Consider the following 12,725-nt stretch of genomic DNA (forward strand, 5'->3'; position numbering starts at 1 on the left):
CGTCAACCGGGACGTCTGGGAAGGGCAGTTATCGTGTCACGCATCGCGATGCACCTGTCTTGGCCGCACGGCGGCTGTTCGAGCCAGCCGTGCAAACGCGATGAGCGGATAATGGATCGATGATAAGGTATGGAAGACTGGTCTTGTTCGTGGCGACAGTGCTCGGGGCCGGATTTGCGATCGGGTACCTGAACAGACCTGATGCTTGGTATGCAGCCCTGAACAAGCCCGCATTCAACCCTCCCAACTGGTTGTTCGCTCCCGTCTGGACGATCATCTATCTGTTGATCGCCATTGTGGGCTGGCGTGTTTGGGAGCAGGGCTCTCGCGTCAGCTGGCGACTTTGGCTGGCGCAGATGGCCCTGAACTTCGCATGGTCTCCGATATTCTTCGGCTTGCATCGGCCCGGCGTTGCGCTTGCCGTCATCGTTGCCCTCTTGTCTGCAATCGTCACCTTCCAGATCACAACGTGGAAGGTTGACAAGATCAGTGCCCTTATCTTCACGCCTTACGCTTTGTGGGTGGCGTTTGCGTCGCTGCTCAACCTCGCGCTCGTCCGGTTGAACTAGAGCGGGATGGGATCAAGTTGAATTGGAGCCGCGTCGAAGGTCACCTCTCCCCGCTGGGGAGAGGTGAGCCGAACCCGTGGCCAAACCGATTCAACCTCACTTCATCCCGCCATGGAGCGTTTTCGAGCGAAGTCCAGCGCGTCGATTGCGTCGATCGTGGCCTTCATGCACCGACCGATGGGGCCGGCACGGCTGTCACGGATTTCGCCAAGCCGACCCGCAACACCTGTACCGATCAGGACCGAAACGCATCGATGGCGTGGGCAACGAGAATGCCGACGCTTACTATGATCAAAAGGGAAATTATCACGTTAAACATGGGCTCTACGAAAGCGTCCGGCCCATAATCAGTCAAAAGATTTCGCGCCATCGCGCTTGTTTCGTGCGCCACTGATGCGCTCACGACACGGAATAAAAGCCGCCCCTGGCATCCCTCAGGGAGCGCCACCATGCTCCCACAATTTCAGAGGGATTTTTCCCGTGCTGTTGAAATCGATTGCTGATTGCCTGCGACCTGTTGCTCTTCTCCGCGAACGTTCCGCGGGAATACGTCGTCCGTCACGCGAGCAACCTCTTTGTCTCGCCAGGCCACTCAGCCGGCTCAGGACCAGCGTCGAAACACGAGACTGGCGTTGACGCCGCCAAATCCGAAGCCGTTCGAGATCGCGTATTCGATTGCCATCGGCCGCGCGACGTTCGCGACCAGGTCGATGCCCTGCGCGGCCGGATCGGCGTTCTCCAGGTTGAGGGTGGGCGGCGCCACCTGATCGCGCAGCGCCAGGATCGTGAAGATCGCTTCGATGCCGCCGGCAGCCCCAAGCAGATGTCCCGTCGCCGACTTGGTCGCGCTGACGGCAACGCGCCCCTGACGCCCGAACACGCGCTTGATGGCCGCGAGTTCAGAGAGATCGCCGACCGGCGTCGATGTCGAATGCGCGTTGAGATGCTGGATCTGGTCGGGTCGCAAGCCGGCCTGCCGGAGCGCCGCCTCCATCGCGCGCCGGGCGCCGTCGCCGTCTTCGGGACCCGCGGTGATATGATAGGCGTCCGCCGTCGTGCCGTAGCCGACGAGTTCGGCGATCGGCCTGGCGCCGCGCCGCAGCGCGTGGTCGAGCTCCTCGATGACGATCACGCCCGCGCCTTCGCCCATCACGAAGCCGTCCCGGTCGCGGTCGAACGGCCGCGAGGCCCGGGCCGGCGTGTCGTTGAACGACGTCGAAAGCGCCCGCGCCGCCGCAAAGCCGCCGAGGCTCACCGGATCGATGCAGGCCTCCGTGCCGCCGCAGATCGCAATGTCGGCCTCATTGGACCTGATCAGGCGCGCGGCATCGCCGATCGCCTGCACGCTCGCCGCGCAGGCGGTCACCGGCGCGCCGATCGGACCCTTGAAGCCGTATCGGATGCTGATGTGCCCGGCCGCGAGATTGGCCAGGAAGGAGGGAACGGTGAACGGCGACAGCCGGCGCAGCCCGCTCGTCTCCGCCATGCGCACCGCGTCCGCGATCGCGGGAAACCCGCCGATGCCGGACGCGATTATGGTCGCGGTGCGCGCCTCGGCAAGCGCCTCGGCCGGCATCCAGCCGGCCTGCGTTACGGCCTCCGCCGCGGCCAGCAGCGCGAACAGGATGAACCGGTCCATCTTCTTCTGGTCCTTGCGCGGGGCCGCGGAATCGGGATCGAAACCGCCCTCGGCATCCGCAGCCTTGTCAGGGACCTGTCCTGCGACGCGCCCCGGCAGCGCCGCTGCCCAGGCCGGCAATGCCGTAAGCCCGGAATGCCCCGCAAGCAGCCTCGACCAGACCAGTTCGGTGCCACAGCCCAGCGGGGACACCGTCCCCAGGCCTGTTACGACAATTCGACGCATGGTTCTCCTGTCGCGCCCGTCGGGTGAGCCGGCTTGGCCGGGAGTCGCAGCCGCCCGGGCGTCGGGTCGTTATATGATGTATATCATCTATTGGCTCGACCAGCCGGACGTCAAGGTGTTGCCTTCGCTCTCATTGAGCGGTTAGGGCGCGGCCCTCTCAATGCTGCAACAGGGATTCGATCCCCCTAGGGAGCGCCAATATTTCTCCCTCAGACCTTTTGATTTGGCCGGTCCCGGCTTGCTCTCCCTGACAAATCAATGATTCTCCCCTTTCGGAACTTTCCCGCGTTCCCATATCTGCGATGGGTGCTGGAATTGTGAGAGAAGAACATGGCCCGTACATATGGCAGTTACATGCTTCAGCCGACCAAAGATCAGTACCGCGAATGGCTTTCGGAGGCCCGCGGCGCGTTGAAAGATGAGCGCACACGCCGGCGTGCTGCGGAGTAGAGACTTGGCGTTGCCACCCGTAAGTTGGGCGCGCTGGTGCTTGAGGGCAAGATCGCTATCCCGGTCGAAAGGCTTGGCGAAATGGTCCTTGAGCTTGCGGCTAGCGATGAGAGGGAACTTGCGGAAACGAAGCTTCTTTCTCAAGCCTAGTTTTTTACCAGTGAGGCCGTCCCAACTTGGGCGGCCTCTTCCTCTCAACCAACCATCTCATCCGCGCAGCTTTGCCACAGCCGCGTTAGCTTTTTTCTACGGCCGCCGCCTTGGTGCGCCCTTCCAGTGTTTGTTAAGCCGTAATCGCGAACTCGATCGATTTAGAATAGGAACTGGGCCTGCGCCATGCCTGAGATCGATCTAACGACCAAGACTGACAATGAAATCGATACGTGGATAGGAAACTACGAACGCAAGGGCGCCACGGCCGACGCCCTCTACAAGAAACTCTTGGAGGAGCGGGCAAAGCGGCAATCGCGCGGGCTGAAAATAGAGGTGTCCCTGCGTCATCTGCATGAGGCGGCCTTTGCGGAGCGCTTCACAACCTACGGCGACCTAGCGGAGGCAAATGGTGTGCCGTGGAATTTGGCTCGACACGCAATGAATGGCTCGCACGGCCATCTCGACATTTTGCTAGACGTTTGCCACGCACGTGGCATTCCATTGCTAACAGCAGTCTGCGTAAATCAGGGCGGTCTAGCGAGCGGTGAGCTTAGTGAGGAGGCTTTAAGAGGGTTCGTAAGCGGCGCGAAACGAGTTGGCTATTACGTTACTGACGAGAAGGCATTTTTGAGCGCTTGCCAGCGAGAGTGCTTTGAGTGGGCAAGGTCCCATCCTCCCGGTTCAGCTTGAGACGGCGTCGGTTGCGGGCTCATGTGCCAACCTAACCGCGGTGACAGTGCATTCAGCTAATGCATGATGCCGTCGCGCCCGACTAGTGGCGCCGCGTGACGTAGCGCCGCGAAATCCTCAAGTTACAAGTTACGGTGACAGTGCACTCAATTGATGCCTGACACCATTATTTCCATCATCCTCATCCTGCCTCGTCCGTATCGCGATCCTCGACTAGCCGCACCGCGTCACCGCCGCGCGCGGACCATTTCGAGACTGGAATTAAGTGCACTGTCACCGTAACATCGCACCATTTTAAGAATGGAAATTGAGTACACTGTTGCCGTGACTATGTTGCACGAGAAGCAAAATATGCCACGTTCTGCCCAGGATGAGACCAGAGCGAGTGTCGGGATCAAACGCGCGGCGTGAAATTCCTGGGAAAGAGCCCGAACCGGTCATTCGAGGGATCGCCCGTAAACGTTTCAACATGCGCAAGCGCTCCGATCTGCGAAGGCAGATCAACATTTTCGACTACAATGATCTGACTGCCTTTCGAAACCTTCGAAAGGTGCTCAAAAAAGAACTCCTTCAGCGAAGTGTTACTCAGCTCTTGCTCGTCTGCTGCTAAAGGCCCCTTGATTGGATCGCGATAGGTAAGCAGCGGGGTATCTAAGAGCAAAAATCCCGGGTGAGGTAGCCCGCGCTCTTGGCAAAATAGTAAAAGTGCCACTTTAAAAGCGGAGTGCGTGACAGCACGAACACCCTTCCCGTTATCCTTCCGGTGCTTACCGTCAATCCGCATGTCATAGGCGCCGTCGTCAAACGAAACGTGCCGCCTACCGGGAAATTGCCATTCTGCTAAAACCTCTGAGACCTTCTGTGCAAAGTCGTGCATCACGCTGCTTGGCACGCCAAGCTGCGGGCGGTCGGCTTTCGACGCGGGCTTCGCGCTTACGAGTTGCTCCCTCCGCTCAACCAGCGATTTCTGTTGCATTAAGAGATCCAACCCCTTTCGCACCCGGTCTCGGACGGATAGCACGTCATCGAGCTTTCGCTTGCTATCGTCTGCGCCTGGAGCCAAACGACCGAGGTCGCGTTCAGTCTCTTCCAGCTCCAATCCCAATACCGCCAGCTCCTCCTCAATCTGTAGGCCTTCAGAGTTGAGAGCCTCGATAGTCAAACGCAAATCACCCTGCTGTTTGCGAATTTTCTCAATCTCGAAATTGGCGGCCGCGCGGGCGCGCTTGATATCGTTCATGCCATGTGAGTGGGTCTGATCCTCTGGTGAGGCTCCGCAAAGCGGGCAGGGCTGATCTCCAGAAAGTGTTAAAACGAAACCGGCCTCTTCAATCGCCTCAAGGCGCTTTATGTCGGAGGCGTAGACGAGTTCGAGCTGCTCAAACCGACCAAAGTTGATCTGGATCTCGGCGCGACGCTGTTCGCGCTGAAAAGTAACTTTCGCGAGTCGGCTCTTCTCGCTCAGCAGGCCGCGAATCGATTCTTGTGCAGCTTGAACCTCCTGCTGCACGGCGGCCAATGTTTCCTCAAGGCGTGTGCTCTGTTCTTGCAGCTCGTCTGCCTTTGGAAAGTCTGATGCCAGTTCGTCGGCAATTCCCTTCAAAAGCTCGTCTAGCATTTCCAGTTTTGCATTAGTCTTCGTCGTAAAGGTCTTTCGATCCACCACAGTCTCGATCGCGCTATCGTCTTGCCCCGTGAGAAGTAGTTTCAAAACGCTGTGCTCTTCGGTCGGCGAAACGAATTGACCGGATTCGGCGGGAGATGTCTCGCTCTGGATTGATGCTTCATCAACGAGGCAATATCGAACGAGGTCGCGGAAACTTAACGGTCGCTTGTGGCCATACACATCGTCCGCGATGAGCTGTCCGGCTAAGCTTAGCTCTCCCAATAAGAACTGCGAAACGTTGTCGGGGCGCGCAGCGTTGTGCTTGCCCGCCAATTTCCGTCGCTCCTTATTTCTTGGATCAAAGTCCAGAACGTGCCCGGATAGTAATTCAAATGCCCCGCCGGCGAGGGCGCGAACGAGCGTGGATGGCCCGGACTTAGGGAGCGTCAACGCGAGCCAGGCGCGCTCGTAGCCATCGCGCTCGGTGATATCCGGAAGGGCGCGGGAGCCCCCCAGCATAAAATCTATCGTCTTTGCGGTGAAGGACTTGCCCGTGTTAGACGCGCCCCATAGCACGTTTAGATTAGGTTGCAAGGAAACGCCAACAGGCGTTTTGTCCTTACCAGTAAACGTCAAGCCCGAGAGAGCGATGCGCGGCACATGTCCTTTCATGGAGAACTAGGCCTACCGGCCTCTCCCTGAAATTCGACCGCCCAACGGCCGATACGCTCGGCAATCATTGCTGCAAGGGCTGCGTCGGATTTGTCCTCCAAATACGACGCGAGCCATCTCGCGCGTGACCGCAAGCCACGCGAATACTCCGTGCGGAGCGTTTCCACAAAGGCAGACGCGTCCTCGCTCGCCTTAAACTGAATACCGGCGTCGCCAACGTCGGCGTCGATCATGTGGAGGCGCCGCATAAGCTGAACTCCATCCTCTACCAAGCGCCGTCGTACCAGAAGTTCGCCCGTTCGCTGCGGAATATCAGGATGGAGGCTCACAGGCCCTCCGATATCTGACGTGTGAACAACGAGATGGTCGCACCATCCGAGGTGAGTGATATCAAACGCCCGCGGGTAAACGGCGTCGAGAATAACGACGGCACGCACGCCCGTTTCAAGCGCGCTATTGAACAGCGGCACGGTTTCGTCGGAACCAGTATCAGTCATTTCTTCCGCCACGTGAGCCGACCTTCATTCACGAAATGATGGCAAATACCCTGCTTCACTGGAACTCGAGCATGACGCGATAACACGCCAGACGGCTGGACGTTCGCTGCTTGTGCCAAGACGGCATCAGCGCGTGCGAGGGAGTCGGCGTGAGGGATTCGGTGCACGTCGAACACGCCATGCAGCATGTCCGTTCTAAGAACTTCGATCTCTTCGGACATAGTGTTGTCGCGGTAAAAGCGCGAGAAAGCGTCCGCATCAAAAAATCGCTCTCTTTGGACGTCGAGGTGCGGTCCGTGGTCTGCGTGGGTTTTCACGGCCGCGTGACCGGCGTAGGGGAGGCCGTCGCGTTCCCCGTATGCCTCGACCAAGGCCTGGATGTAAGGCATTTCACGCTGTTCAATTTCCGAAGGGGCCGCGCCGCGAGGCGCCGGTCCGGGATCTTTGCCAAACCATTCTGCCATCACGGCCTTGCTGGCAACGTCATCAAGAATGGCATCAATGGAGAGCACTGTAACCCGGGAGAAATCCCAAGCTTCGATGAATTGCTTGAGCTCAGGCGTAAGCGCAATCTTCGTTTTCTTTGTGATCGCGGTGGAACAGTACTTGCCCCAGCCAACGATGAGCGCTTGCTTCAGCTCGCTTGGCTTCGAGATCAGGTCCCGTAGCGTCCGTTGGACGCCCTTTGGGGCAACAAAGTAGTATTTGACGGGTGCGGTAAACTTTCCGATGCTCGCGAAGTACAAGATTTTTCCAAGCTCGAGCAGACCAGTACCGAGCGGTACGGGCTTGCCATATTGCTTGCACTGGTAGTTGTCCCAATCCCCCTCATGGCGTGCTTTGGTAAGATACCCAACAACGTCGCGTCCCATGTCGCCCGCACCTGAAGAGCGCTCGACCTCAAAGTATCCCTTTTTTTGGAGCGCCCACTTGCGGGTAAATTTTTCAAGCTCATCATCGGGAAGGGACAGGATAAGGCGCTCAGGCGGATTTCTATTCATCAATTCTGTCAAGCAGTCCGAAAAAGGGTTATCTAACCTATATAGAGCCGCATGCCCAATGCAATGCAGCGTTGTGTATGGTCGGCCCTTGTCCACGGTGCAGCTATCACCGCCGGAGGACTTGTTGCGATGCAGTGCGGCTGGTCACCTGAAATTCCTAGCTTCAACCCTCAGCTCATAGATATGAAGATTGAGCTCGTACCTATCCCGCGGCGACGATCGGGGGCCTTGGTTCACGGCTATCCGGTCCGCTACCGCCACCCTTGGCTTCATCTCCTCGCACCGCCGCAACATCACTTCATCTCCTCCAGCACCTTCCGGACGTCCCCCAACAACGCCCGTATCTCCCTCCGCTCTTCGATCGCATCCCTGGTGAACAGGCCGTGCTTGCGCGCGTTCCGGTTTGCCCTTGGCGCGCCGGATCCCTTTGCGCCGCCGTGCATGCGGCAGCGCGTCTTGCCGTGCACCGCCGGTGCGCGGCACGAACCGCCGCAGCGGGTTTTGGCGCCACAGCGCGGGCTCGCCCGCATCGGGCCGGCCGTGCCGCTGTGACCGCTCATGTTTGCGCGTCCTGCCCGGCATCGGCGCAATCATGCCGTCGCTGGAGCCCGCGGGCCTCAGTGCCCGCGCCGCGGGTGCCGGCGGCTTGTCCGATACGATCACGTTCGCATGCTGGGTGACGTTGCCGACGATGGCGTTGCCGCCGTCCTCCACCTTCACGTTCTGCACGGTGATGGCGGGCTCGCGCTGGCTGCGGTAGCGGGTCAGCGCGTCGATCTGGGCGGGAAACGTGCGGGTGAGCCGGCCGAGCGCCCGCGCGGCGCTGTCGTGCTGGGCGAGGTCGTCGGCATGCGCGAGGTGATGGGCGCAGCGCATCGCCATCACATGAACCGAAACCATCTGCGCCACCAGCATGGCCTCGACGGAATCCCGTGGGCCGATGCTCTTCACCATCGAGATCATGAAGGCGAGATTGACCTTGCAGGCCTTGCCGCCGTTCACGCTGGCCTTGACCAATTGCCGCAGGATGCCCTCCATCGCGTCGCGATCGGCGACGCCCAGTGCGTTCGCCATCAGCTGTTCGCCGAGTTTCGGATCGGGATGGTCGATGGCGTAGCCGCGCGGCGAGAGTTTGATCCGCGGGGTTGCGGCAGCGGGGGTCCGATCGGTTGCGGCCGCCGTCGTCGGCACGGCGATGTCGGGTGCAGTGGTCATGTCGCGTGTCCCAGGAACGCGCGCGGCGCGCGCGCAGGCGATCGCTCGCTGCGGGCGCCGGTGCGATGTCGGTTGTGAGGAGGGTTTGGTCGCAAGCGCACCCGGCGCGGCCGCTGGTGCGGGCGAAGGGGGTGTTTTCACGATTTCGGAATATTGGAAAGATACCCCTGAGTTGCCCGACGTGTCAAGTTGCCTCGTCGACCGCTGGCCGCCGTCCGCTCCTTTGCATGGGGTTGTTTTCGATATTTTGGCGGCGCGCCCCGCGGCGGGGCGTTCCGGCACCATCACCCGCAGTCATGCCGGCAAGGCACGGGGCGATAACCGGCCGGCGGGTACCGCGTGCCGATCGGATCATTATACTGGCCGGAGCGTTGCGACCGAGGCGCGGCCGGACCGCCGGCCTGCGGATGAAGGAGATGAGATGAGTGAAACCTTGGGCCACCCCGATCCCGGCCTCGATCTGTCCGATGGTTTCAAGCCGCATACCTCGCATTGGGGCGTGTTCTCGGCGCGGCTCGGCAAAGCCGGCCTCGAAGTCCGGCCCTATGGCGGCGATCCCGATCCGAGCGGCATCATCAACAACTTCCCCGGCGCGCTGCGTCACCAGGCGCGCATCGCCCAGCCGGCGATCCGCCGCGGCTGGCTCGAGCGCGGTCCGGGTCCCGACGATCGGCGCGGCCGCGATGAATTCGTCCCGGTCAGCTGGGAGCAGGCGCTCGACCTGCTCGGCGGCGAGCTTTCGCGGATTCGCGACACGCTCGGTCCCGGCGCGGTGTTCGGCGGTTCCTATGGCTGGTCGAGCGCGGGCCGCTTCCATCACGCGCAGAGCCAGGTGCATCGCTTTCTCAACGTCGCACTCGGCGGCTATGTGCGTTCGGTGAACAGCTATTCGTCGGGTGCGTCCTCGGTGCTGCTGCCGCAGATCCTTGGCGGTTACGAGGACATCACCAAGCGCAACGTCACCTGGGAGCAGATCGCAGCCGAGACCGACATCGTGCTGGCGTTCGGCGGCATGGCGCTGAAGAACTCCATGGTGGCCGGCGGCTCGATCAGCAAGCATGTCGAGCGCGGCGCGATGGAAGCGGCGCAGCGGCGCGGCTGCCGGTTCATCCTGGTCAGCCCGCTGCGTGACGATCTGCCGGTCGAGGCCGGCGCCGAATGGCTGACGGCGGTGCCCGGCACCGACACCGCGCTGATGCTCGGCATCGTCCACACCCTGGTCGGCGAAGGCCTGCACGATCAGGCCTTCCTCGATCGCTACACCGAGGGCTGGCCGGTGTTCCTGCGCTATCTCATGGGCGAGGCCGACGGGGTGCCGAAGAGCGCCGAATGGGCCGCCGCGATCTGCGGCATCGACGCCGGCACCATCAAGGCGCTGGCGCGGCGGCTCGCCGGGCGGCGCGCGCTGATCACCGTGTCGCATTCGCTGCAGCGCGCCGAGCATGGCGAGCAGCCGGTGTGGATGGGCATGGTGCTGGCGGCAGCGCTCGGCCAGATCGGCCTGCCCGGCGGCGGCTATGCCTACTCGCTCGGCGCGATCGGCTATTACGGGCGTCGCGTCAATGCCGTGCCGGGACCGACGCTGGGGCAGGGCCGCAACGGCGTCGCCGACTTCATTCCGGTGGCGCGCATCGCCGACATGCTGCTCAATCCCGGCACGACCTATCGCTACAACGGCGAGACGCGGACCTATCCGGATATCCGCCTGGTCTATTGGGCCGGCGGCAATCCGTTCCACCATCACCAGGACCTCAATCGCCTGCGCAAGGCCTTTGCCCGGCTCGATACGCTGGTGGTGCACGAGCTGGCCTGGACCGCCACCGCGCGCCACGCCGACATCGTGCTGCCCTCGACCATGACGCTGGAGCGCGAGGACATCGGCTATTCCAGCAACGATCCCTTGATGGTCGCGATGCACCGGATCGCCGAGCCGTTCGGCCTCGCGCGCGACGACTACGAGATATTCGCCGATCTCGCCGACCGGTTAGGGGCCCGCGAGCCCTTCACCGAGGGACGCACGTCGCGGCAATGGCTGGAACATCTCTACGAGCCGACCCGCAAGGCGCTCGCCGCGCGCGGGCTCGAGGCCCCTCATTTCGAGGAATTCTGGCAGCGCGGCAGCCTGGTCGTGCCGCAACATCTCGACGACGGCGGCTCGCTGCGCCGCTTCCGCGAAGACCCGGTCGCGCGGCCGTTGCCGACGCCGAGCGGGCGGATCGAGATCTTCTCGCAGAAGATCGCTAGCCACGGCGATGCGGACTGCCCGGGCCATCCGGTCTGGCTCACGAAGACCGACACGCCGACATCAGATGCGCCGTGCTTTCTCGTCGCCAACCAGCCGGTGACGCGCCTGCACAGCCAGCTCGATTTCGGCGGGCACTCGCAAGGGGCCAAGCATCGCGGCCGCGAGGTCGCGCGCATGAACCCGCGTGACGCCACGGCGCGCGGCATTGCCGACGGCGACATCATCCGCATCTTCAACGCGCGCGGCGCCTGCCTTGCCGCGGTGCATGTCACCGACGGCATCGCGCCCGGCGTGGTGCAGCTGCCGACCGGCGCCTGGTATGACCCGATGGACCCCGAGGAGGAGGCGCCGCTCTGCGTGCACGGCAATCCGAACGTGCTGACCCGTGACACCGGCACGTCATCCTTCGCGCAGGGCTGCACCGGCCAGCTGACGACCGTCGAGGTCGAGCGTTTCAACGGCAATTTGCCGCCGATCCGGGCGTTCGATCCGGCGTAGAGCATGATCCGGAAAAGTGCGAAGCGGTTTTCCGAAGAGATCATGCTCAAAACAAAGAGCCTCCGGGGAGGCTTACGGCCGATCACGAACAAATCATCGGCGGGCGCTGGATGGCGCCCGACCGTTCGGCTACGGCATCACGAGATCGTCCCTGATTTCCGGATTTGCCGAGATGCACCTGAAAACCCTGTTTCATCTTGCCGTCGCCGCGACCGTTGCGCTCGGTTCGTCCAGCGCATCGGCGCAATCCGCCGCCGAGCCCGCCTACGGACCGGAATTGCAGGGTTTCGACTATCCCTATCCGGTCGAGCATTATCGCTTCAGCTCGCAGGGGCAGGAGCTCGACATGGCCTATCTCGACGTCAAGCCGGCGACGCCGAACGGCCAGACCGCGGTGCTGCTGCACGGCAAGAATTTCTGCGCCGCGACCTGGGACGGCACCATCAAGGCGCTGAGCGGCGCCGGCTATCGCGTGATCGCGATGGATCAGATCGGCTTCTGCAAATCCAGCAAGCCGGAACGCTATCAGTTCACCTTCCAGCAGCTTGCCGGCAACAGCCGCGCGCTGCTGGCTTCGCTTGGGATTGAACACTCGATCATGGTCGGCCACTCGACCGGCGGGATGCTGGCGATGCGCTACGCCCTGATGTATCCGGAGGCCACCGACCGCCTGGTGCTGGTCGATCCGATCGGGCTCGAGGACTGGAAGGCCAAGGGCGTGCCCTGGCTCAGCCTCGACGGCTGGATGCAGCGCGAGACCCGCGTCACCGCGGACAGCATCCGCGCCTATGAGCGCGCCACCTACTACGCCGACACCTGGGATCCGTCCTACGAAACATGGGTGCAGATGCTGGCCGGCATGTATCGCGGGGAGGGCCGCGCCGCCGTGGCGTCGAGCTCGGCCCGGCTCTACGACATGATCGCGACCCAGCCGGTGTTCTACGAGTTCGAGCAGATCAAGCCGCCGACGCTGCTGCTTGTCGGCGACAAGGACACCACCGCGATCGGCAAGGACACCGCGCCGCCCGAGATCCGCAAGACGCTCGGCAATTATCCGCTGCTGGGCAAGGCGGCCGCGAAGCGGATTCCGCATGCGCAGCTGATCGAATTTCCCGACCTCGGCCATTCGCCGCAGATCCAGGCGCCGGCGCGCTTCCACGAGGCGCTGCTCGGCTGGCTGCAGCATCCCGAGACCGGCGCTGCGCTGGTCAAGTAGCAACGGCGAGACAAGCGGACGGCATCATGACGACGGCGGTCCCGTCACC

9 protein-coding genes are annotated in these 12,725 nt (G+C 62.1%); 4 read left to right on the forward strand and 5 right to left on the reverse strand.

From position 1 onward, the window contains the following. Positions 1 to 149: 149 nt before the first annotated feature. Positions 150 to 569 carry a TspO/MBR family protein gene (locus HAP47_RS09885; protein WP_371821807.1) on the forward strand — a complete coding sequence of 140 codons (420 nt, stop codon included), beginning with the start codon at positions 150 to 152 and terminating at the stop codon, positions 567 to 569. Positions 570 to 1,170: 601 nt separating this feature from the next. Here the strand turns inward: HAP47_RS09885 and fabF are convergent. After that, on the reverse strand, positions 1,171 to 2,433 hold the full coding sequence (gene fabF, locus HAP47_RS09890) for a beta-ketoacyl-ACP synthase II (RefSeq protein ID WP_173638414.1): 1,263 nt from the start codon (positions 2,431 to 2,433) through the stop codon (positions 1,171 to 1,173). A 786-nt stretch (positions 2,434 to 3,219) separates the two neighbouring features. Here fabF and HAP47_RS09895 point away from each other — a divergent pair. Beyond that, complete coding sequence (locus HAP47_RS09895; RefSeq protein ID WP_173638413.1) at positions 3,220 to 3,726, forward strand: hypothetical protein; 507 nt, start codon at positions 3,220 to 3,222, stop codon at positions 3,724 to 3,726. A 394-nt stretch (positions 3,727 to 4,120) separates the two neighbouring features. On the opposite strand, the gene HAP47_RS09900 is transcribed toward HAP47_RS09895, so the two are convergent. The 4 genes from HAP47_RS09900 to HAP47_RS41940 form a co-directional block, all read right to left on the reverse strand. Continuing rightward, positions 4,121 to 6,004 (reverse strand): hypothetical protein, encoded by a 1,884-nt coding sequence (locus HAP47_RS09900; protein ID WP_173638412.1) that lies wholly within the window; start codon positions 6,002 to 6,004, stop codon positions 4,121 to 4,123. Beyond that, the gene (locus tag HAP47_RS09905; RefSeq protein ID WP_173638411.1) at positions 6,001 to 6,501 is read right to left on the reverse strand and encodes an ABC-three component system middle component 2; all 501 of its coding nucleotides are present in this window, start codon (positions 6,499 to 6,501) and stop codon (positions 6,001 to 6,003) included. The genes HAP47_RS09900 and HAP47_RS09905 overlap by 4 nt, the downstream gene beginning before the upstream one ends. After that, the gene (locus HAP47_RS09910) at positions 6,498 to 7,502 is read right to left on the reverse strand and encodes an ABC-three component system protein (protein WP_173638410.1); all 1,005 of its coding nucleotides are present in this window, start codon (positions 7,500 to 7,502) and stop codon (positions 6,498 to 6,500) included. Before HAP47_RS09910 ends, HAP47_RS09905 begins: the two co-directional genes overlap by 4 nt. Before the next feature lie 144 nt (positions 7,503 to 7,646). Beyond that, positions 7,647 to 8,693, reverse strand: a complete 1,047-nt coding sequence (locus tag HAP47_RS41940; protein ID WP_441299939.1) for a hypothetical protein — start codon at positions 8,691 to 8,693, stop codon at positions 7,647 to 7,649. A gap of 445 nt (positions 8,694 to 9,138) precedes the next feature. Between HAP47_RS41940 and HAP47_RS09920 the strand changes: the two genes are divergently transcribed. Then, positions 9,139 to 11,460 (forward strand): molybdopterin guanine dinucleotide-containing S/N-oxide reductase, encoded by a 2,322-nt coding sequence (locus HAP47_RS09920; RefSeq protein WP_173638409.1) that lies wholly within the window; start codon positions 9,139 to 9,141, stop codon positions 11,458 to 11,460. Positions 11,461 to 11,632: 172 nt separating this feature from the next. Next, complete coding sequence (locus HAP47_RS09925; RefSeq protein ID WP_173638408.1) at positions 11,633 to 12,676, forward strand: alpha/beta fold hydrolase; 1,044 nt, start codon at positions 11,633 to 11,635, stop codon at positions 12,674 to 12,676. Positions 12,677 to 12,725 lie beyond the last annotated feature (49 nt).

This window comes from Bradyrhizobium sp. 41S5, from assembly GCF_011516665.3.
Lineage (GTDB): Bacteria > Pseudomonadota > Alphaproteobacteria > Rhizobiales > Xanthobacteraceae > Bradyrhizobium > Bradyrhizobium quebecense.

What these genes read in the sequence shown, in the direction of transcription:
- HAP47_RS09925 (WP_173638408.1), top strand. Translation starts at nt 11,633, where the DNA reads ATGCACCTGAAAACCCTGTTTCATCTTGCCGTCGCCGCGACCGTTGCG.
- HAP47_RS09910 (WP_173638410.1), bottom strand. Translation starts at nt 7,502, where the DNA reads ATGAATAGAAATCCGCCTGAGCGCCTTATCCTGTCCCTTCCCGATGAT.
- HAP47_RS09900 (WP_173638412.1), bottom strand. Translation starts at nt 6,004, where the DNA reads ATGAAAGGACATGTGCCGCGCATCGCTCTCTCGGGCTTGACGTTTACT.
- fabF (WP_173638414.1), bottom strand. Translation starts at nt 2,433, where the DNA reads ATGCGTCGAATTGTCGTAACAGGCCTGGGGACGGTGTCCCCGCTGGGC.
- HAP47_RS09905 (WP_173638411.1), bottom strand. Translation starts at nt 6,501, where the DNA reads ATGACTGATACTGGTTCCGACGAAACCGTGCCGCTGTTCAATAGCGCG.
- HAP47_RS09920 (WP_173638409.1), top strand. Translation starts at nt 9,139, where the DNA reads ATGAGTGAAACCTTGGGCCACCCCGATCCCGGCCTCGATCTGTCCGAT.
- HAP47_RS09895 (WP_173638413.1), top strand. Translation starts at nt 3,220, where the DNA reads ATGCCTGAGATCGATCTAACGACCAAGACTGACAATGAAATCGATACG.